Genomic DNA, 22,048 nt, shown 5'->3' with positions numbered 1-22,048 from the left:
CCCCTCAACTTTTTGATTTTGACTACTTAGCCGCAAAATCATCCTAACTCCCTTGATAATTTTCTAAGCGCTGATAGAACTCAGTTTCAGTTTCATTAAATCGCATAATGTGGATTGCCTCAGGATCGAAGTCTAAACCAACATTCGCACCTACTTTTACCTTTTTTGTTGATCTAATCTTCCATTCATTTCCATCTATATCGGTGCAAACAATCTCGTAATGAACTCCACGGAATAACTGTGAAATAACTGTCCCCACGACTTTTCCCTTTTGTGCTGTAGTTACTTCAATATCTTCTGGTCGCAAAACAACTTCGATGGGCTCATTCTCTTCCATACCACCATCGACACATTCAAAAGTTTTTCCTGCAAATTTAACTTGTTCGTCAGCCATCATTGTTCCCTCAACAATATTACTTTCTCCAATGAAATCAGCAACAAATCGATTCAGTGGCTCGTCATATATTGCCGTTGGTGTTCCACGTTGAATTATCTTGCCATGATTCATTACAAAAATTTCATCACTCATCGCAAGTGCTTCTTCTTGATCATGTGTAACAAAAATAAAAGTTATCCCTAGTCTTTTTTGCAGCTCGCGTAATTCATACTGCATTTCCTTTCGTAACTTCATGTCCAATGCAGAGAGTGGTTCATCCAATAACAATACCTCTGGTTCATTTACCAAAGCTCTAGCAATTGCTACTCGCTGCTTTTGCCCACCAGACATTTCACTAATTTCACGATCTCCAAAGTCAGGTAAACGCACCATTTTAAGAGCCTCGTTTACCTTTTCCTTAATTTCCTTTTTACTTTTCTTCTTAATCTTCAATCCGAATGCAATATTATCGAATACATTCAAGTGCGGGAAGAGGGCATAATCTTGAAAAACAGTGTTAATCTTTCGCTTATTAGCCGGAATATGATTTATTTTCTGTTCATTCATCAAAATATCGCCGGAACTCTCTTCCATGAATCCTGCAATTAGGGACAGTGTGGTTGTTTTTCCACAACCAGACGGTCCCAACAGAGTATAAAACTTGCCTTTCTCTAATTTAAAGCTGATATTTTCCAAAATTACTGTATCTTTGTACTTCTTGGTCACATTACGAAATGTAATAATTGACTCAACCATTTTGATACCCTCCCCAAATAAATTAACTCGTGCCTCGCCTCATTTCTTTGGGTTCTTTTGCTAATTAGAATTTTTAAGGTTCTTTTTCAATTTTGCATCAGTCTCAACAAATCTAATCCGCGAGGAGTTTGTCAAATAGTTTTTTATGAACATTCAAAAGGGAAAGCCCTCTTCATTGACTGTTACTACAGCCGGATGGGAGACTTTCCCACGAATCAGTTTAACAGAATTAAAAGTAATAGACCACATTATTTTTAATTTTCGTGCAATAATGAAAAAATATATATGTGCATACCAGCAATCACTAATTTTTGCACACTAGTTACATTATCCGTCATTACCAGATGTACCAGATGAATTTTTTTACACTACCCTCCATATAACAGTCAACGAAGGGGCTGTGCCAAAAAATCATTACGGCACAACCCCCAGCTATTGTTATTTTAGTTTTTACTCGACTGCCTCAATCTTCACTACTTTACCCAATTCTTCAACTGTCGGTCGTTTCTTTAAGATACTTTTCAAATGATCCAGACTTACACCGGAACTCCATGAGAGAACCCCTGCTAAGACATCCTTCTCAAAATAATAGACAATATACTTCTCATCTCCAAGTTTCTCTGCGTACATCTCTAAATTTGAATCAACCTTACCAAATGCTTCCCAATTGATATCAAACACCCAACTATAAAAAACTGGTGTGTAATCATAAATTCCATTCTCGCCAGCCATCTGTTTCCCGACAAACAATCCTGAATTAATAGCATGTCTCACATGACCAGCACTTTGGCGGCCTAAAATCTGATCAGGATAAGAAATGATATCTCCAGCCGCCCAAATATCAGGGGCTGATGTTTTAAGATGTTCATCAACGACAACTCCATGCTCATCTACTTTAAGTCCTGCTTCACTTGCTAAACTATAATCTGTAAATGCTCCGATGCCTAAGACAAGCCCAGCAGCTTCTAATTCGGTTCCATCATCAAGCTGGACCTTGACTCCATTTTTGGTGAGCTCATAGTCAGATGCTTTACTGTTATGATAGATTTTCATTCCGGCTTCAAGATATTTTTGTTCATATTTTTCACTTAAAAATGCGGGAAATTTCTTATCAAAAATTCTGTCTCCCGTAATTACTAACGAAACTTCAGTGTCACTTTGAATCAATCCAGCAGCAATTTCACTTCCAATATAACCATTTCCTACAACAATCACATGATTGCCTTTACCGCTAAACTTGCGAATTTTAAGGTAATCCTGTTTTGATCTTAATGCAACTACTCGATCACTTTTTTCACCGTTAAGCGCTTTCGCTTTGCTCCCAGTTGCAAGGAGTAACTCATCATACGCATATTTCTCGCCCTTGTCGGTCTCTACGGCATGATTTTCAGGTTCAACTTTTGTCACTCGCGTTGCTAAACTTATCTGTGCATTATATTTTTGCGCTGTATGAAAATCAATATCCTCATCATGAAAATCTGGATCCACCCAAAGTTTTTTACTTAATGCTGGCCTAGCATAGGGCTCATCCGTGTCCGCAGAGATGATCCCAATCGTTCCTTCTTTATCTATCGAACGAATTCCAGCCACTGCTTGATCCGCAGCCATTCCGCCACCAACAATTAAATAATTATATTTTTTAGTTTCTTTTGCCATTCAAGTTGCCTCCTCTTATTGATAAAACAAGACTATTTTTACTAAACACTAAATAGTTCTCTGATTGTATTATAAAGTATCTTCTAAGCAACTTAAAAAAATTTGCTTATTTTTTATTTAAATTTGGTAGAAATGTTACAATTAATTGATTATTCAATTAAGAAAAGGAGCGATTCAGAGTGTATACTATTGGACTAACTTCCTGGAGTGAACATAAATCATTGATCAAAAATATCAATCATCCACTGACTCTGCAAGAATATAGTGCATTTTTTCCAACAGTTGAACTTGATACTTTCTTCTATGGAATACCACGTGTTACAAGCGTTGCTTCCTGGCTTACTCAGGTTCCAAGTAACTTTAAATTCGTCATCAAAGCTAATCATTCATTTACACTTCACCCTAGAGAAGAATTAACTACAGAAGAAATCTCGGAGAAGATTAGTGAATTTAAAAAGGCAATTAGTCCACTAGTTGATAACAATGCGCTTAAAACTATTTTATGCCAGTTCCCACCATACTTTGATGCAACAACAAAAAACGTAACTTATTTAAGATACCTGATAAAAGAACTTGCCAACCTGCCCCTCTCCTTTGAATTCAGAAATCGCAGCTGGTTTAACGTACACACATTCAACTCGCTCATTAACTTTTGCACTCAAAATGATGTAACTTTGGTTGCCGTAGATGAACCAGACGTTGGACAATTATCTATACCTTTCAAGTCTGTGATAACTAATAAGAAACTGCTGCTGGTTCGACTTCATGGTAGGAATAAAGCGGGTTGGCAGCATAAAGGACCTGACTGGCGTAAATACAGGACCTTTTATGATTACACTGACAGTGAGCTAAGTCATTTAAAAGATACCCTTTTACTTCAGCAAAATTCAGTCCAAGAAATCTGCATTATCTTCAATAATAATTCTGGCGGTCATGCAGCGAAAAATGCGTTATCACTAAAAAGTATGATGAATATCAAATTCGATAATTTGAATAAGAAGCCACCAGAACAATTGGACTTCTTTTGATTTTTGTTAAAAAAAGATTTAAAGAACAGTGATAAATAAGTTACCATAATTGATACTGAGTTAAATATTCAAAAAAGAAAGCGTAGAATGTACTGGTAATATTTAAGTAATTCCAAGTTAACCGAGAAATTTTGATCTAACACACTTATGAGGAACAAATAAAAAAACCAGGTCAACATTTAACTTTTGCCCCAGCTCTCTTAATTTCATATAACCATGTTCTATATTTTTTTCTAAATAATAATTCCGTCACAATGATCCATCTCATGTTGGATGATTTGTGCAATCAATCCTGAAAAATCCTGACTTTGTTGCACAAATTTCCTGTCTAAATACTCAACTGTAATATTTTCATATCGAGTTGTTGGTCGCTCCCCCATCAGAGACAAACATCCTTCTTTTGTTTGGTACAGCTTACTTTTTTTAGTGATTCGTGGATTAATCATTGGAACTGCAAATGGTCCCATCTGACAAATGACTATCCGCTTATATTCACCAATCATATTTGCTGCCATACCAACACATTCATCTTCATGAGCTTTTAAGGTATCTACCAAATCAATAATTATCTGCTTATCAGAAAGACTTGCCTCATCAGATTTAACACGCAGCTTACTAACATTTTTATTGATCGCACGAATCATCTGATGGCCCCGTCCGTATAGATTGGATGCACATCCGTCAATGCCTTCACCTTTTTTGCAACCTCGTGCAATACAGCTGAGTCTTCAGGTGTTTCTAATACTTTTACGATCAGCTTTGCAACTTCTATTACATCACTTTCATCAAAACCACGACTGGTAATTGCAGCAGTTCCTACACGGATTCCACTGGTTTTGAATGGACTCAATGTTTCAAATGGAATTGAATTTTTGTTAACCGTAATGTTGACTGAATCTAACAATTTTTCAGCTTGTTTACCATTTAGCCCAAAACCTAATACATCGACTAAAATCAAATGATTATCAGTCCCACCAGAAACTAAGCGTGCCTTATCATCATTCTCAAATACGTCTGCCATTGCTGCCGTATTTGCAATAACCCGCTTGCAATATTCCTTAAAACTAGGATCAAGCGCTTCTTTGAATGCTGCCGCCTTGCCCGCAATCACATGCTCTAACGGACCACCCTGCGTTCCAGGAAAAATTGCACTATTGATTTTCTTAGCCAGTTCTTCATCATTTGTCAGAATCATCCCACCGCGAGGTCCACGCAATGTCTTATGTGTTGTGGTAGTTGTGATGTCAGCATATGGCACTGGACTAGGATGCAAACCAGCCGCAACAAGCCCAGCAATATGTGCCATATCAACCATAAGTTTTGCTCCAACTTCATCTGCAATTTTTCTAAACTTTGAGAAATCGATTATTCTTGAATAAGCACTTGCACCTGCAACAATCAGCTTTGGTTTATGTTTCTTAGCTAATTCTAGAATTTCATCATAATCAAGCATTTCAGTATTCTTATCTACACCATATCCAACAAAATTATATGTTTTACCGCTAAAATTAACTGGAGAACCATGAGTTAAGTGTCCTCCTGCGGCTAAGTCCATTCCTAAAACAGTATCTCCAGGTTGAATCATAGCCAAATATGCAGCTGCGTTTGCCTGTGAACCTGAATGCGGCTGTACATTAGCAAATTTTGCTCCAAATAATTTCTTAGCACGTTCAATGGCTAAACTTTCGACAACATCTATGTACTCACATCCACCATAATATCGTTTTCCTGGATATCCTTCCGCATACTTATTAGTTAGTACACTTCCTTGGGCGGCAAGTACAGCCTTCGACACAATATTCTCTGAAGCAATCAACTCCAAATTTCCTTGTTGTCGCTTTTCTTCAGCAGCAATCGCCTGCCATAATTCTGAATCAAATTCTTTGTAATCCATCAGCCAATCATCTCCATTCTTGTTTGTTATTGTACCATAGCAAAAGATTTTGAACGAGGTGAGATATAAGTTGCTAAAATTTGCTTTAGCCCGAAGAATCTGGCTTACAGCACACATTTTATACTCAACCTTTCTAAATAATATTGCCCTCATACAAATAATATATCTCGGGATTTTTATGTGGCTTTCCATCTTCATCTTTCCAGAAGAAGTTCTTTTGGTTAACTCGATGTAATCCCTTATGATCATAAAATCTAAAGTTGGACGAATTATCGGTAAATAAATAAAAATTTTTCACATCTAAGTTTTGTAGGTAATCATAAAAATGTTTGTATAATTTACCCCCGATGCCTAACCCTTGGTATCCTTCTTTAACAATCAATAAGTTTAGAGCTCCACCATATTTCTTACCACTTAATGCCAGCAATTCTTCATCAATGTTCATAGTTTCCATATATTGTGCAAAAATATAATTTTTATCTTCGAATCCTGCTAACTGCAGCAATGCTTTTAACTGTCGCCTCTGCCAAACATATTGCAATCTTGACCATTGCTCGTGGCTTGTAGCAACTATTCCTGCAACCTTGTTATCAATTACTGCCACAAAAACATCATCTGATGCGACTAATAAATCACATAAGAAAAACTCTGCCATTGGCTTGACCAAGGGTTTTTCAATCCACTCACGATAATCCCATGTCTCTATGACCATTTCTAAAACTTCTTGATAGTCCGCATCTGCCATTTTTCTATAAACAATTTTCTCTCTCATCTTCAAACTCCCTAGGTATTTAAACCAATTTCTGTATTCTATCGTACCGTAAAACTCACGAAAGGCAAAATTCTTGCTGCTTTATTTATAATATTTTCCCCTTATCACCCATTTTCATAATGCCCTAACACTCTTTATGCTATACTAAGGGTGGAATATAAAATAATAAAAATAATTGGTGGAATTAATAATGACGCATCGCGTTTTCGCTCTATCACTTGGACCACCTTTTTTGGATTAACAATCCTAATAATACAAAAAATACAGAGGAGTCATACAATGGTAGAAGCAATTGGATTAAAAGTAGGAATGATTTTTGAAAAGAATGGTAAACTCATAAAAGTACTTGAAACTAACCATCACAAACCTGGTAAAGGCAACACAGTTATGCAAATGAAGCTGAACGATATTCGTTCTGGCTCCATTGTTCAAACTACTATGCGTCCTACAGAAAAGGTTGAATTAGCAGAAATTGATAAAAAGAATGCTCAATTCTTATACAAGCAAGATAATATTGTTTTCTTTATGGATTTAGATACCTATGAACAATATGAATTACCTGCTCAACTAATTGAGGCGGAAAGTAAATACTTAATCCCTGACTTACAAGTCCAATTAAACTTTTGCGGCAACGAGCTGATTGGAATGGATTTACCGACGACTGTTGAAATGACAGTTGTTGAAACAGAGCCAAACATTAAAGGGGCCACAGCTGCTAATGGTGGAAAACCTGCAACAATGGATACAGGGCTTATTGTTACTGTCCCAGATTTCATAAAAAAAGGTGAAAAATTGGTTATTAGTACCTTAAATGGGACATATAAGCAAAGAGCTTAAGGATTTTATCAATAACATCCCACTCTTTACCTGCTTTAATAGGTTACAGTATCAGCACAAAAAAGGACTGGATCAAGAGTTAAATTTTGATCTAGTCCTTTTTTTCAGATAACCGTGTTCCATAAGTCAAATTTATCCTTTTACTCCAATTTACTCACAGCAAAAAATGTTACGCTGCAAACTTTTGTTAGTTTTCAAATTTGATCTTCTTACATCATACAATCATTTCTATTTTGATAATTCCCCATAAAAATCTGATCATTTAATAATTTTTAAGTTATTAGGTTGCTCCGCTTTAATCACTTTGCGGTCCCTCAAATACTTGGCAATCAACTTTGGCATATCATCTTCATACACGCGTATGCTTTTATCCATATTAAACATTGGATATTCACCACCGCCAACGGCCCGGTACTGGCTAATAGCAACATCGATCCTATCGGTATCTTCAAGTACCTGATTATGGTACAAAATTCTAACAACCCGCTGCCCCAATGGCTTGGTTAAATCAAAAGTGTAATCTATTCCTGAATAATAATCATAATTATATAACTGGGATTTAACTACATTATGTCCATTTGTCATACTTACCGAACCATCCGCCTGAAGCTCAAAAAAGCTGGCACACCGCTCAAGTGCTGCCTTCAAGTCAGCACCACTAATTCGTTCAACTACCAAAGTATTTGGATAAACATAGCTATTCAAAATATCGCGTATGGTAATTTGAGTATCGTAGCCGCTAACCTCATCATTAAATAGTGCAGAACCTGCAATATCTGTTCTTGTAGCATCCATCTGAATGCGATTAATCAAATCCAAGTACGCATGTCCATACAGTCGCGCGTCCACATGATCATAAATTTGCATGTCACCTTCAACAGTTGCTACTGGCATGTCTAGCCAATCCTCAACGTCATGTCGCCAGTCCGTTAAAAGTGATTCTAGTTCTTGATTCACCGGTTTTTCAGTCGTATTAATAAGCTCCGCGCTCGCGCTTATAATTTTTTTATCATTGTCCAACTCTATTACAATCTGTCCTACATTTTCGGCACGATATCCGGGCTGAGTCGTTGGAATTCCATTAACAAGTTGAGCTATTTTTCTGTGTTGATGACCTGTCACTAGAGCATCGATCCCTGGTACTTCAGAAAGTAGTGCATACCCTTCGTTTTCTCCTGTTAACCTTTCAGTTAGTTTACCAGTATCAAGGCTTTTTTCAAAACCACCATGATAGGCAACCACAACTACGTCTGCTTGCTTTTTTAAAATCGGGACATATTTTTTTGCTGTTTCGAGAGCAGAACTAAAAGTTACTTCCTCAATGTTTCCTGCTTTTTCCCAATGTGGCACATACTGCGTGGTCAATCCTAGGACTGCAACCTTTATTCCCGCTTTCTCAATTATTCGATATGGTTGATCAATAATGGATTGTGCCATCTTTCCGCTAATATTCGCACCTAAAACCGGATATTTTCTATTTTTCAAAGTTTCCTTAATATATACTAGCCCATAATCAAATTCATGATTTCCCAAAACACCTGCATCTGCACCTAAAAAATTCGTCATTTGGCAATACTTCTGATTATATTTCTTAGTTTTCCTTGTTTGATAGGTATACTCAGATATGGGTGAACCTTCTAAAAAGTCTCCATTTTCAATATATATAACAACTTCATCATTAGCTGTTTCTTCCTTTATTTTCTTAATAACTTGTGCTGCTTTCAAATAGCCAAATGGATGTGAGTCTATTCTACTGCTAAAATTAGTTGGAAAAATGTAGCCATGTACATCACTTGTCGAGAGAATCCTAACCTTCATATGCCTAAACCGTCTTTCTTCTCAGCCTTTTTAAAAGTAAATTAATAAAAATAGCTTATTTTCAGTAGAATAATTTAACCAGTCCCCTCATTCAACGTGGCCCAATTCATAAAAATATTTTTCCATCTTCTTAACTAATTTTTCGAGAAATAACATAAAAACTCCTTCAATAATTTAATTCAATATACATTTCATTTTTAGACTTTTGTATCTGAAATAATAGTCTCATGATCCATAATCTTGCTTAGTCGCTCTCGATTCTCAGCAATCAGCAGCAGAAAAATTGTCTCTACAGCTGTCATTGCAGCAACCCGCGAAAAATAATACTCTGATTGCAAGACTCTTTGTCTAACTGCGGTACGTAGATGAATATCTGCCTCCAATGCAATTGGCGAGTCATTGCGATTCGTAATTGCAATGACTTTCATACCTTGTTTTTTAGCCACTTCAATTTGCTTTAACAATGACTTAGACTCACCTGAATTTGAGATGACCATCAATACATCCTTATCAGTCAAATTAAGAGTCTGACCTATAGAGGTCTGCCACGATTCTGAACAAATCGATAAAACTCCAATCTGATTAAATCGATAAGCTGCATCTGCAACAACAGGGAATGTATTACCCTCTGCTGCAATTTGTAAGATATGTGCGTTTTGAACTAATCTCATAATTTTTTTAATAGTCGGAGTAGATACACTATTTAGCGTATTAGTAATCTCAGCATTCTTATTATCCCTAATGTTAGCGATTGCCTGTTGAATATTATCAATATTAATAACTTTATAGTAATTAGACTCATCGTCGGAGACTTTCGCTAATTCAATCTTCAATTGATGAAACCCGGATAGCTGCAAATTTTTGCAAAAACGTGAAACAGAAGCTTCGCTGACAGCTGCTTTAGCTGCAAGCTCCGAAATTGTATAATTCACTGCATTTCCGGGATTCTTCAAAATAACCTGTGCAATCTTTTTGTCGGTCTGGGTCATAGCACTCAAGTTACTATATATTGTATCAACTACATTTTCGCTACTCATTAATCTCAGTCCTCCAAATAACTATATAAAATAGAATTAATTATATAGTATCATTTATTCTTTAAAAAGCGCTATTTTTTTTGGCTTCCAAATACCATAAATTGTCCCAGCTACAGCAGCTCCAATTATTAGTGCCAATACAAAATACAAAGGATTGTGCATTAATAAAACAACCCATAAACCACCATGAGGCGCAGGTACACTAACCTTCCATAATTGAGCCAATCCACCACCGATTACAGAACCAATAATGCAAGAACCGATTACCCGTAATGGATCAGCAATTGCAAAAGGAATTGCCCCTTCAGTAATAAATGAAATTCCTAAGACATAGTTACTGATTCCTGCTTTACGCTCATCTTCTGTGAACTTGTTCTTCCAAATTGTTGTAGCAATTGCTATTGCTAATGGTGGAATCATCCCACCAACCATAACAGATGCCATCATACTGCCATCCCCTGTTGCTGTTAATACACCAATTGCAGTCGTGTATGCTGCCTTATTCACTGGTCCGCCTAAATCAACTGCCTGCATCCCGCCAAGAATCGCTCCGAGTAAGATTGCATTTGCAGTTCCCATAGTTGTCAAAAAATGAACTAAAAACAGATTAACTACTGAAAAAATTGGATCAATCACAAAAAACATCAATGTTCCAACAAGAAACAAACCCAACACGGGAAATAATATCATTGGTTTTAAACCATCTAATGATCTTGGTAATTTAACAAACATTTTCTTCAGCATTAAAATCAAATAACCTGCGATAAAACCCGCAATAATACCACCAATAAATCCTGCACTACCACTTGATTTAACAATACTTGCACTTGCTTGGGTCGCCATATACCCACCGACAAAACCTGGCATCATAGCCGGACGATCACCAATCGAAAAAGCAATAAATCCTGCTAAAATTGGAATTAGGAAACTAAATGCGTTTGTTCCAAGAGAATTTAAGAAGATAAAAGCCGTTGAGTTTTTGCCCAATGATTGCTCTAATAGAAATGAAATTGCCATCAAAATACCGCCACCAACAACAAAGGGCAGCATATTTGAAATTCCGCTCATCAAATCTTGATAAACATGATGCCAGATCCCCCCTTGCCCATTGTCATCACTTGGGCTGCTATTTCTGTGTTCAACTTCAAAAGTAGCTAAATTCCCGTCTAACACACGCTGAATAAGTTCTTCAGGCTTCTTAATACCATCGATAACTGCAGTCTGTAAGACTTTCTTCTCAGCAAAGCGATCCACTTCAACTTTTTTATCCGCAGCAATGATTACACCAACAGCATTAGAAATCTCACTTGGACTCAGGCGATGCTTGACTCCTTCAGAGCCATTCGTCTCAACTCTCATCCTAACATTCATTTTTTTACCAGCATCAAGTAATGCTGACTCGGCCATATATGTGTGCGCGATTCCAGTTGGACAAGCAGTTACAGCAACGATTAATGGTAAATCTTTATTTTCAGACTGATGTATCTCACCCACTTTTTTCTTGTCGCTAGCCATTTTAAATAACTGCTGAACTTCCAATGGTGTTTTTGCCTTTTTTAAATCTGCAATTAAATTATTATCTAACAATAGTGATGATAGGTTAGCCAAAGCCTGCAAATGAATATCATTAGCATTGGCTGGCGCTGCAATCATAAAAAAGAGATACACTGGTTTACCATCAAGTGCATTATAATCAATTCCTTGTTCACTTTTCGCAAATAAAACAGCAGCCTCTTTTACCGCCCTATTTCTAGCATGAGGCATTGCAATTCCATCGCCAATTCCTGTTGTTGCTTCTTCTTCACGCTTGAAAATATCTTGTTCAAAAAGTGTTCGATCATTAATTATATCGTTTACAAAAAATGAGTTAACCATTTCGTGTAATGCATCTTCCTTGGTTTTTGCTTTTAAATCCATAATCATGACGTCTTTTTTTAATATGCTTAATATATCCACTTTGAAAACCTCTTTCCTATTTTTTTATTTAGTGAAAATAATTACAATCAAAATGTAAACGCTTTTTGTAAAAAAGTCAACATCCAATTTAAAGTGTTGACAAATAAATTTTCACGTAATACTATGTTGTTGTAAATTAATTTCATAAATATAATTTTTATGAAAAAATAAAAGAGGTGATTAAGTTGACACCAATAATCAAACGAGCTCTCACACTTATCAAACCAAATATGAATATAAGTCTAGGTGGTGGAAGCAACGTTGCCAATCTCGCTAATGCCCTTGCAGCAAAACCTGATTTGAATCTAACTATCTGTACTCCGTCCGAACTCACTAGAAGTCTTTGTGAGTCGCTCGGAATAACAGTTGCAGATAGCAATAAAATTAAACATCTCGATCTTGCCTTTGATGGATGTGATTCGCTGGACATAAATCTTAATGCTTTAAAGAGTAATGGTGGTATTCATTTATTTGAGAAAATCAATGCTGAATTGGCCGATAGATATATCATTTTGGCACCGTTGCAAAGAGTAACAAAATTACTCAATCCTGAGGTACCGCTCACACTTGAAATAGTTGCTGCCGCAAGAGCAACAGTATTGCGGCAAATTGAAAAATTAAATCTGAAAAGCAGTATTAGGATGGCAAATGATATTGCAGGTTACGCAAGAACACCCTTGGGGAATCTCTTGGTAGATTGTTATTCAAGTGACTGGAGTAACATTTCTGAGATTAACTCTGTGATTTCACAACAAAATGGAGTTATTGCAACGTCTTTTTTTGAAAATCTAGTAACACTTGGTTTAACTTTTGATGAAAATGGAAAAGTTCATGAATTTAGAAAGGAAGATTAATATGACAAAATATAATTGGGGCATGATTGGTACAGGCTGGATTGCACATGAAATGGCTGACGCGTTGAATGATGTTAACGGTGAGGTTTATGCTGTTGCCGATGTTAACAAAGAAATGTTGGAGAAATTTGCGTCAGAAAAGCATATTAAAAAAACATATACTGATGCAAATGAAATGATCAACAATCCAGATATCGATGTGATCTATATTGCTACTCCACACACATACCATTACCAATATATCAAGGCAGCTCTGGAAGCTGGCAAACATGTATTCTGCGAAAAGGCAATTACTGTCAATGCTAAACAGTTTGATGAAGTTGAGGTCCTTGCAAAAGAAAAGAACCTGATTTTAACCGAAGGACTCACCCTATATCACATGCCTGTTTTCAATCAAGTAAAAGAACTTATCGCTGCTGGTAAGTTAGGCGATATCAAATTGGTACAAGTGAACTTTGGAAGTTTAAAGGACTATGACCCTAAAAATCGCTTCTTCAATAAAGACCTCGCAGGCGGAGCCTTATTAGATATCGGAGGCTATGCAACTGCATTTGCAAGGACTTTCTTAACCAGTCAACCAAATACAACATTAACGACAGTTAAATTCTTTGAAACCGGTGTCGATGAACAATCTGGTATCATCTTGAAAAATGATCAAGAACAATTAGCCGTGATGGCATTATCAATGCGTGCAAAACAACCAAAACGTGGTGTTGTTTCAGGAACAAAGGGCTACGTTGAAATCAATAACTATCCCCGTGCTACAAGCGCTGAAATCACATATACTACAGATGCTCATGAACAAGCCAATGAGGTTTTGAAGGCTGGTGATGACACCCAAGCATTACGTTATGAAGTCCGTGATATGCAACGCTATATTGATAATGGTCATGATGATGGTCAACTCGCAATTTCAAGAGATGTTGCTCATATCCTAGATAGTGTCCGCAATGCTTGGGGAATGAAATATCCATTTGACTAAAAGTCGCTATAAGATGTAAAGCCTCAAATGACAATAAAAGTTGCTTATAGCAAGGCCTTCATTAAGAAGCTTTTTATTTTGACAATAAAATGTTGCTGTGTTAAATTATTCCCAGAAATTGGGGGTAATTAGCGTGAAGAAAAAAATTGTCATTGTCGGTGCTTCTCATGGTGGTCATCAGTCTATTCTTGAACTGCTCAGTCGCTATGAGGACGTCGATATTACATTATTTGAAGCGGGAGATTTTATTTCGTTTATGTCCTGTGGTATGGAATTATACCTGGAAAATAGTGTAACTAATGTTAACGATGTACGTAATTTCAGGTCTGAAAGTTTTCCGCAAGAAAATGTCCATATTTTAAATAATCATGAAGTAACTAAGATAAATAGCGATAAAAAAACTGTTTCGGTTACTGATTTAAAAAGTGGCAAGAGTTCTGAGGAATCTTATGATAAGTTGATTCTCAGTTCAGGTGTAACTCCCAAGTCCTTACCAATACCTGGTAAAGAACTAGAAAATGTTTTCTTGATGCGTGGATATGATTGGGCAACAAAAATAAAGGCTAAATTAGAAGACCCTAGTGTTAAAAATATTACAGTTATTGGTGCTGGCTACATTGGTATTGAGGCTGCTGAAGCTGCTACCAAAGCTGGAAAACACGTAAATCTTTTGGATGTTATTGACCGTCCTTTAGGAACATATCTTGATTCTGAATTAACAGATATTATCAGCAAACATTTAGAAAAAAACGGTGTTGCTATTCATACTGGGGTTAAAATATCAGAATACAGTGGACAAGATAATAAAGTTCAAACTGTTAAGAGTGATCAAGGAGATTTCCCAAGTGATGTAGTTATTCAAGCCGCTGGGATCCAACCTAACACTGATTGGTTAAAAGGAATAGTCAATCTTGATAATCGCGGTTGGATTAAAAATGACGAATATCTAAGAACCAACCTTTCTGACGTATATGCAATTGGTGATGCAACATTAGCATATTCAGTCGCTGCAGGTAAAAAAATTCCAGTAGCACTGGCTACTGTTGCTCGTCGTGAAGCTCGTTATTTGGTAAAACACATTTTCGAAAAAACTCCATCCGTTCCTTTTGCAGGAATAGTTGGTTCATCTGCTTTGAGTGTTTTTGATTATCACTTCGCTCAAAGTGGGTTAAATAGCTTTACTGCGGGGCGTGCAGGCGTTGAAATAGCTGGTTGTTTCTATGAAGATACCCTACGTCCAAGTTATGTACCTGAAGATAAGGGAAATACCAAAGTTTACGTAAAACTTTTCTTCAATCCAGAAAGTCATCTTCTCCTTGGCGGCGCGGTATTATCAACATATGACATAACTGCTCAAGGAAATGTCATAGCTCTTGCCATTCAACACCAGTTAAAATTAGAAGATTTGGCCGAAGCTGATTTCTTCTTCCAACCTGGTTTTGATCGTCAATGGAGTTTGCTTAACTTGGCTGCTCAACATGCTTTAAAGGAAGTAGAATTCACCAGAAAATAATTCATATTTAATTTGTAATAAAAAGCAAGATGCGGTTCAAGCTGAACCATACCTTGCTTTTTTTATACGCTCTTAAAATAATGAGCATGAATTTTGTTGTTAATGTTAGCCGATGAAACCAGACATATGTTAAGCTTCACGAATAAGTTTTAAATTTTCACGATTATCAGTAACAAATTGCAGATAATGAGCAAAGCATTCTTCTAAAAAGGAGATAGTTTTAGCATTTGTCAACTGGGATTGTTTATCGAATTGCTCCTTAGCATTACTTAATAAGAATTCATAACCTGGCATGACAAAAGCATTAACACCAGGAGAATTTAAAATTTGTCGAAGATTATCTTGAGCACGCGCTGTTCCTTGAAGGCCTAAGGAAGCTCCAACAATCATTATTGGCTGAGTTGTGAACGGATGTGTAGCTGCCGACAGCCATTCTATCGTACTTTTAAGTGCTGCCGGAATTGCATGATCGTATTCAGGTGTAGCAATGATAATCCCATCAGCAGCAGCTAGCTGATCACTCAAAGTATAAACACTCTCAGGAATATCTGCTAATCCTTCTTCGCTGAACAACGGAATATCAGCTATTTCGGCCAATGTAATAGTAACATCGTTAATAAAATGTTGTTGCATATACGTTAAAAGCATACGATTATATGAGATTTGAGCGTTCGTTCCCACTAATCCTACTAAGTTAAGTGACATCTAAATTTCCTCCGGTTTCTGATTAAGTTTGTGATTTTGTCTATCAACTATGGTATAAATGGCCATAATAATAGTCAAAATGGCGAATCCCCAGCTGCACAACATCAAGACAAAGTAAGGCTGATCGTTCCCAAATAAATTTGCAACACCGTTAACTAAAGTTGGTGATAAAAAAGCACCTAAGTTAATACCCACTAGAATAATAGAAGTCGATAAGTTTCCGGAATTAGCTGGAGCTATTTGGGCTGCTCGGTAAAAAGCTTGTGGGAAAACCCAGCCAAAGAAAATTCCGCAAATGATAACACCAAGTGTCACCACTAGGACACTAGTCGCCGTAGCGACAATCATAAAACCAATTGAAATACCTAAGAGAGCAATGGGTAAAATAAAGTTACCAAGAAATTTACTAATTTTTCCGAATGGCATGCTAGCAAACATCGAAGCTGCTCCCATTCCAGCCAAAATACTTGAGGCAATTGCAGGAGTGGTAATGTGTTGTGCAGTCACAAAACTAGCTAGTTTAATCGTCATCATCATGAACATTCCAAAAATTATAAGCATTAAAAACGCAAGCATAAAGACATGAACATTAGTTGACTGTTTCGGTGCTTCATTTTCACTATTGTGGTGTTCAATCGGAATCTTAACAAAAAGTCCAAACATCAGTAAAGGAATCATTGCAATTAAGTAACCTGCAAATGCTGTTTTCCAACCAGCAAGAACCAAAACACCTAGTAATAAACCGAAACCCGCATTTCCTAAATTCTGTGAGGTATTTTGATAACCCAGCATATCTGCTAATTCTTGCTTTTTATAGAAACGGTACATTAAACTAACAGCAAACGGGTTAAAAAGTCCAATACCAAGGCCCATGATGAAGCGAGCAATTATAATGATTGTATAATTAGTAATAAAAACAGGAGTTAATCCTCCAATTAAGTACATTATCAAACCACCCATTATTGTTCGCTTAATTCCAAATTTATGGGCAATCAAGGTTGAAAACATAATCATGAGTAATACACCCAAATTAGGTAAAGTTGAGATCATTTCAACTTGCGCGGTAGTTTGCTCCGTAAATGTTTTTTCCATTAATGGGATGGCAATTGCAACTGATGGTGCAGTCATTGATAAAATCGAAAGAGATAGGATCGATAACTTGAATAACCAACTGTGCGATTTAATATTTTCCATAAGATTAAGCCCTCCTAGCTTATTTTTTTATCAATTTATCATTTTTAATTTTTATATATTCACTAGCACTTGTCCCAGCAATTCGTCCAGATGTCCAAGTAAAACCAGAAGCTAAACCTTCATAAGCAGGATAACAGTGGCCTTGATAATAGCCCCCCGCATTAGCTCCACCCGTATAGAGACCAGGAATAGGTTTGAATTTGTCATCTAAAACGTTTAAATTAGTATCAACACGAACCCCACCTACAGTACCTAGGTAAGCGACTTGAGCGGTAAAAGCGTAAAAAGGACCTTGTTCAACTGCATAGACAAGTGACTGCCCAGATTTTGCGAAATCAGTATCGACACGATTATGAACATTATGATTATACGCAGTAACTGCCTGTACCAATGTATTTGAATCCATGCCAGCAGCAGTAGCTAATTCAGCCAAAGAATTTCCCTTAAAAGCAGTTCCAGCAGCAACAGAATCGTTGGCAAGTTTAGTGAAATCACCAGGCTCAGTATTAGCACCAGGACCGGCTTTAGAGACCTCGAGTTGACCACCATTTTCGGTGAAGTCATCAAGAGTTGCTTGGTCAACTACAAAATAATACTTACCACCAACCGAGTACCCAGCATTAGCCCATTCAACAGTATCATAGACCACATCTTCATTAGTAAATCGTTCTCCCTTTGGACTTACCCAGAATAATGGTGTCAACAATAGTTGAGTTAAAGCAGAATTAGAGAAACCAGCCAGATGTTCCTTTGAACTTTTCTTAGTGACTTTGGATTTAGCAAGTTGTGCAGCATGAATTAAGGCTGTTCCATCAATGTTGATTCCACCGGCAGCAACAAGCGCCTTGAGTCCTTCTCCATTATTGGGTACCCCTAATTGACGCAGGTTACGCGTATGCATAGTCTTGGCAACTAGATCACTGTCGCCACCAAAGCCACCTGTTGCAACAATAGTAGCCTGTGCCTCAACTTCAATGATTTCACCATTAGCGTCAGTGGCTGTGATACCAATAACTTGACCAGTGCTGTCTTGTTCAATAGATTGCATAGTGACGTTAAATTCAAACTTAACACCTTCATCAATCAGGGTTTGCTGAATACGTTCATAACTACCGTCTTTATCTTGATACATATGATAAACGCCACCTTGATAATCTCGATTACGATGCGCAAACTGTGTTGTATCAGCGGTAGCATTTAATTTAATATGCATTCCCATCTTTTGGATCCAAGCCAAGGTATCAGCTGCAGTATTAACAATTTTATGAACTAACGGCCCATTAGAAATGTTATGGTTGTAGCTAGTCAACTGCCGAATAGCTTCAGCTTTGGACATAACCATCCCACGTTCACGCTGTTCCTTGGAGTCAACGGCGAAAAAACCACTCGAGATTTTAGTGTTTCCACCGATTTGAGATTGTTTTTCTAAAACTAAGACTTGCAAACCATGTTCAGCTGCGGCATACGCAGCAGCCAATCCAGTTCCACCAGCACCTGCAACGACAACATCCGTTTTAATTGATTTGGTCATAATAATCACTCCTACATTAAGTTATGATTATATTTTATAGTGAAATGTTGCACAATATCAGTGGAAAATGTATCTTAATCTTATGGTAAATATATCTTTTATAAAAAGCAGGTGATTTTAAATGGCTACAAACTATACAACAAAAAGCGCTTTAAAGGTTGATGGAATAGTATCTAAGCAACTAGAATTACCCTCAATTACAAGCAGTACAACTAATTGTTTTAAAGTTCACATGCAAATGGTTGAATGCCTAGCAACTTGTGCAGTAACATTAGGTACAACTGAAATTCCCTTACGGCCGTTTGATTTGATCTTAATTCAACAAATAGATCAATTAATATTTAAAGCCACTGATCAACCCGTTGAAATTAGAATTTTTGATGAATGGCTACAAGTACCTAATCCATTAAACATGATGTTAGTAGGCGATAATCCACTGATTCACGATTTGATGAATGCTGTTGATTCGCAACAAAATCAGTATATAGTTTTTCGACATTTGGAAACTAAAATTGTTCATGAATACTTAAATATAATTGCTACTTTAGAAAAGTATTCACCAGATAAATTTCTGACATTCCAGCGAGAAAGCCTACTGGGCTTGTTATATACTGAACTATCACGCAAACATCATCAAAAAGTTTCGAAAACAGATTCCTTTTTCCCCCAGGGCCCAATTCGTTATGCTGGACCAGATGCACAGGCAGGAGCAATTTTTACGTATTTAACCCAACATATTAACGACGTAACTTTAGTAAGTGCCGCAACTCATTTTGGTTATCAGCAAAACTATTTTTCACGTTTATGTCGAAAATTGTTTAAGCAATCTTTCTCAAAGTTGAAAACAACATTACGTATGGAAATGGCGTCTCGTATGTTGTCACTATCAAATAAAAATATTGATGAAATTAGTAATGAGTTAGGCTACAAAAATTTAACTAGTTTTTATAGCCATTTTCGTAATGAGCGTGGTCGAACTCCTCGCCAATTTCGCGAAGATTACCAACAGCACATTTATCATCCATAATGGTTACCATATAATATTTATTCGGCTGGTAACCTAGTCTTCTCCAACTCATACTCTTTAAAGAAACTATACAATTTCGTTGCGAGAATTTTTTATCTCACTTAAACGTACGCGATTTATTTAGCTTGAATAACAAAAAGGGATCCAGTTAACTTCCTTTGTAGGAAATTAACTAGATCCTGTTTGAATCACTGATTACATGTTCATAATTTAATTTATTAATAATTCTTCAAGAAGTGGTCATACTGCAACCTTTGAAGAGTTAATTTTACTTGGATTTTCTTAAGTAAGGTGCCATCATACTAATCAACCCAATTGTTTGACTTGGAAATGCTAGAATTGCCTTGTTCAAATCATCTTGGGTCAGCTTTAGACCAATTATCATTGCCAAGATGTTAATTAATTCTGGTGCTTCGTCACCATAAACGCTTGCCCCTACCAAATAAGAATCCCGATTAAATATTAAGGTCGCTTCTGCGTCAGGTTCATTTTTAGTTTGAAAACGTAGCCGTTTACCATAGGGTATCTCCTTAATGAGATACTTATCTTTTTTGTTCTCTATATCCATCTCGCTCAATCCGACTTGTGCAATTCTTGGAAGAGTGAAAACGACACTTGCAATAACAGGATAGATGATTGATTCAGTATTCTCACCTAATAACAGACTTGCCAAGTAATTAGATTCAAAAGTTGCTGTAGGTGTTAATCTAGGAATCTGCTTATCAATGACATCACCACTAGCATAAATATGTGGTACAGATGTTCGTAAGTGATCATCAACAACTATTCCGCCTTTTTTATACTCTACTCCAGCAGCGTCAAGGTTCAAACCATTTATATTTGGAATTCTGCCAGTTGCATCAAGTACATAGTCAGTCCTAACCTCCAGGCCAGATGCTGTTGAGACTATTAGTTGATTATCTCTTTTTTGAATTTTTTGCACAGCCTCATTAAAATAAATTTTTATTCCCATTTCTTCCATTTGCTGCAGTAATTTACCCACATATTTTTGATTAAACCCGCGCAGAGCTCCAGGTGCGAATTCAATAATAGAAACTTCTGTTCCCGCAGCTTTTACAAGCATCGCAAACTCTAATGAAACAATCCCAGCTCCGACAAAAGTCATCCGGTTTGGCAATTCCGACAAATCTAAGAATTCACGGCTATCATGCAGAAATTCATTTCCATCAACTGGTAACCGATTTGGTGTTTGCCCAGTTCCAATTATGAAATTCGTTGCACTCAAAATTTTCTCGCCTACTTTAATAGAATGTTGATCAAGAAAAGAAGCTGTCCCATTAAAAATTTCAATCCCAACTGCTTTAAATTGCTGTTCTAGCATTAAGTGAATTGGATTAATTGTTGCCTGTTTATATGCCATTAGTTCTGGCCAATCGATATGCAAATCACCTTTTAAACCCATGCCTGTGTATGCCTGCGATTGATGAATTAGGTCAGCTGCTCCATCTAACAAAATCTTTGCGTTACAGCCATAGTTAGTGCATGTGCCAGCAATTAGATCTTTCTCAACTATTGCAACTTTCTTACCTTTTTTCTGTAAATCAACTGCTGCATGCCAGTTTGCATGTCCGCTACCAATAAAAATAACATCAAATTTTTCCATATCTTATCACCTTTTTATTTTTTATTTGTTAATTCATCAATAAGTTCCTGTACTCGATTATTCAAAGTATGTGTCTGACTTAGTATTTTGGTAAACTGTTGCTGGTCATCTCCTACTAACTTTTCTTGAATTCTTGCAATCTCAATCTGAATTAGTTCAAACTTCTGTTCTGCACTATTAGTGAGAAACAGTTCAAAACTTCGTCCGTCAGTAACAGACTTCTCACGCTTTATCCAGTTCTTTATCATCAACTTCTTAACAACTGGTGTTAAAGTATTTGTATCCAAATCCAAATTCCTACAAATCACGACTAAAGTGCTTTTCCCTTGCTGCTTTATATTCAGTAAAACCATATATTGCAGATATGTTAACTCATACTTGCCTAAAACTATCTGATATAATTGGTGAAAATAACGATTTGTTGTGTAAATGGATAGACACAGTTCATCATAAAAAACATTCTGGTTATTCATAGTCTCCCTCCCTTT

General features: G+C 36.6%; 19 protein-coding genes. 6 read left to right on the top strand and 13 right to left on the bottom strand.

Features of this window, described 5'->3' with window-relative positions; all coding sequences use genetic code 11:
* Positions 1-43 precede the first annotated feature (43 nt).
* Together GSM_RS09830 and GSM_RS09825 are read right to left on the bottom strand one after the other, a co-directional pair.
* Positions 44-1,132, bottom strand: coding sequence for an ABC transporter ATP-binding protein (locus GSM_RS09830; RefSeq protein WP_003691534.1), 1,089 nt, complete (start codon positions 1,130-1,132; stop codon positions 44-46).
* A gap of 450 nt (positions 1,133-1,582) precedes the next feature.
* Positions 1,583-2,788, bottom strand: coding sequence for an NAD(P)/FAD-dependent oxidoreductase (locus GSM_RS09825; RefSeq protein WP_010078183.1), 1,206 nt, complete (start codon positions 2,786-2,788; stop codon positions 1,583-1,585).
* A gap of 179 nt (positions 2,789-2,967) precedes the next feature.
* Between GSM_RS09825 and GSM_RS09820 the strand changes: the two genes are divergently transcribed.
* Positions 2,968-3,816, top strand: a complete 849-nt coding sequence (locus GSM_RS09820; RefSeq protein ID WP_003691540.1) for a DUF72 domain-containing protein — start codon at positions 2,968-2,970, stop codon at positions 3,814-3,816.
* Positions 3,817-4,049: 233 nt separating this feature from the next.
* Here the strand turns inward: GSM_RS09820 and GSM_RS09815 are convergent, their stop codons facing one another.
* The 3 genes from GSM_RS09815 to GSM_RS09805 all read right to left on the bottom strand — a co-directional run bounded on the left by GSM_RS09815 (position 4,050) and on the right by GSM_RS09805 (position 6,482).
* On the bottom strand, positions 4,050-4,460 hold the full coding sequence (locus GSM_RS09815; protein WP_003691541.1) for a peptide deformylase: 411 nt from the start codon (positions 4,458-4,460) through the stop codon (positions 4,050-4,052).
* The gene (gene glyA, locus GSM_RS09810; protein ID WP_003691542.1) at positions 4,457-5,710 is read right to left on the bottom strand and encodes a serine hydroxymethyltransferase; all 1,254 of its coding nucleotides are present in this window, start codon (positions 5,708-5,710) and stop codon (positions 4,457-4,459) included. Before glyA ends, GSM_RS09815 begins: the two co-directional genes overlap by 4 nt.
* 133 nt (positions 5,711-5,843) lie before the next feature.
* Entirely contained in the window at positions 5,844-6,482 is a 639-nt protein-coding gene (locus GSM_RS09805; protein ID WP_003691543.1) for a GNAT family N-acetyltransferase, read from the bottom strand.
* 279 nt (positions 6,483-6,761) lie between these two features.
* Here GSM_RS09805 and efp point away from each other — a divergent pair, with 279 nt between their 5' ends.
* Positions 6,762-7,319, top strand: a complete 558-nt coding sequence (gene efp, locus GSM_RS09800; RefSeq protein ID WP_003691545.1) for an elongation factor P — start codon at positions 6,762-6,764, stop codon at positions 7,317-7,319.
* A gap of 258 nt (positions 7,320-7,577) precedes the next feature.
* Here efp and GSM_RS09795 read toward each other — a convergent pair whose 3' ends face one another.
* The 3 genes from GSM_RS09795 to GSM_RS09785 all read right to left on the bottom strand — a co-directional run bounded on the left by GSM_RS09795 (position 7,578) and on the right by GSM_RS09785 (position 12,130).
* On the bottom strand, positions 7,578-9,137 hold the full coding sequence (locus tag GSM_RS09795) for a bifunctional metallophosphatase/5'-nucleotidase (protein WP_003691547.1): 1,560 nt from the start codon (positions 9,135-9,137) through the stop codon (positions 7,578-7,580).
* A 197-nt stretch (positions 9,138-9,334) separates the two neighbouring features.
* Positions 9,335-10,174: a MurR/RpiR family transcriptional regulator gene (locus GSM_RS09790; RefSeq protein ID WP_003691548.1), complete on the bottom strand. Its 840-nt coding sequence runs from the start codon at positions 10,172-10,174 to the stop codon at positions 9,335-9,337.
* A gap of 54 nt (positions 10,175-10,228) precedes the next feature.
* On the bottom strand, positions 10,229-12,130 hold the full coding sequence (locus GSM_RS09785; protein ID WP_003691549.1) for a PTS fructose transporter subunit IIABC: 1,902 nt from the start codon (positions 12,128-12,130) through the stop codon (positions 10,229-10,231).
* A gap of 185 nt (positions 12,131-12,315) precedes the next feature.
* On the opposite strand from GSM_RS09785, the gene GSM_RS09780 reads away from it, so the two are divergent.
* The 3 genes from GSM_RS09780 to GSM_RS09770 all read left to right on the top strand — a co-directional run bounded on the left by GSM_RS09780 (position 12,316) and on the right by GSM_RS09770 (position 15,479).
* Entirely contained in the window at positions 12,316-12,984 is a 669-nt protein-coding gene (locus tag GSM_RS09780; protein WP_003691550.1) for a ribose-5-phosphate isomerase A, read from the top strand.
* A gap of 1 nt (position 12,985) precedes the next feature.
* Positions 12,986-13,966, top strand: coding sequence for a Gfo/Idh/MocA family protein (locus GSM_RS09775; protein ID WP_003691551.1), 981 nt, complete (start codon positions 12,986-12,988; stop codon positions 13,964-13,966).
* A 133-nt stretch (positions 13,967-14,099) separates the two neighbouring features.
* A complete protein-coding gene (locus GSM_RS09770; RefSeq protein WP_003691552.1) occupies positions 14,100-15,479 on the top strand; it encodes an NAD(P)/FAD-dependent oxidoreductase in 1,380 nt (459 codons plus the stop codon).
* Positions 15,480-15,608: 129 nt separating this feature from the next.
* Here GSM_RS09770 and GSM_RS09765 read toward each other — a convergent pair whose 3' ends face one another.
* Genes GSM_RS09765 through GSM_RS09755 form a run of 3 tightly spaced genes read right to left on the bottom strand, consistent with a single transcriptional unit; the run spans position 15,609 to position 18,909 of the window.
* Complete coding sequence (locus GSM_RS09765) at positions 15,609-16,184, bottom strand: NADPH-dependent FMN reductase (protein WP_003691553.1); 576 nt, start codon at positions 16,182-16,184, stop codon at positions 15,609-15,611.
* The gene (locus GSM_RS09760; protein ID WP_003691555.1) at positions 16,185-17,378 is read right to left on the bottom strand and encodes an MFS transporter; all 1,194 of its coding nucleotides are present in this window, start codon (positions 17,376-17,378) and stop codon (positions 16,185-16,187) included.
* A 19-nt stretch (positions 17,379-17,397) separates the two neighbouring features.
* The gene (locus GSM_RS09755; RefSeq protein WP_003691557.1) at positions 17,398-18,909 is read right to left on the bottom strand and encodes an FAD-dependent oxidoreductase; all 1,512 of its coding nucleotides are present in this window, start codon (positions 18,907-18,909) and stop codon (positions 17,398-17,400) included.
* A gap of 121 nt (positions 18,910-19,030) precedes the next feature.
* Between GSM_RS09755 and GSM_RS09750 the strand changes: the two genes are divergently transcribed.
* Positions 19,031-19,936, top strand: coding sequence for a helix-turn-helix transcriptional regulator (locus GSM_RS09750; RefSeq protein ID WP_003691558.1), 906 nt, complete (start codon positions 19,031-19,033; stop codon positions 19,934-19,936).
* Positions 19,937-20,204: 268 nt separating this feature from the next.
* Here the strand turns inward: GSM_RS09750 and GSM_RS09745 are convergent, their stop codons facing one another.
* Together GSM_RS09745 and GSM_RS09740 are read right to left on the bottom strand one after the other, a co-directional pair.
* Positions 20,205-21,560, bottom strand: coding sequence for a dihydrolipoyl dehydrogenase family protein (locus GSM_RS09745; RefSeq protein ID WP_003691559.1), 1,356 nt, complete (start codon positions 21,558-21,560; stop codon positions 20,205-20,207).
* 14 nt (positions 21,561-21,574) lie between these two features.
* A complete protein-coding gene (locus GSM_RS09740) occupies positions 21,575-22,033 on the bottom strand; it encodes a MarR family winged helix-turn-helix transcriptional regulator (RefSeq protein WP_003691560.1) in 459 nt (152 codons plus the stop codon).
* Positions 22,034-22,048: the final 15 nt, after the last annotated feature.

It is taken from the genome of Liquorilactobacillus mali KCTC 3596 = DSM 20444 (assembly GCF_000260415.1).
Lineage (GTDB): Bacteria > Bacillota > Bacilli > Lactobacillales > Lactobacillaceae > Liquorilactobacillus > Liquorilactobacillus mali.
Note: the sequence above shows the minus strand (reverse complement) of the source record. Positions and strands in the feature narration are given on the sequence as shown.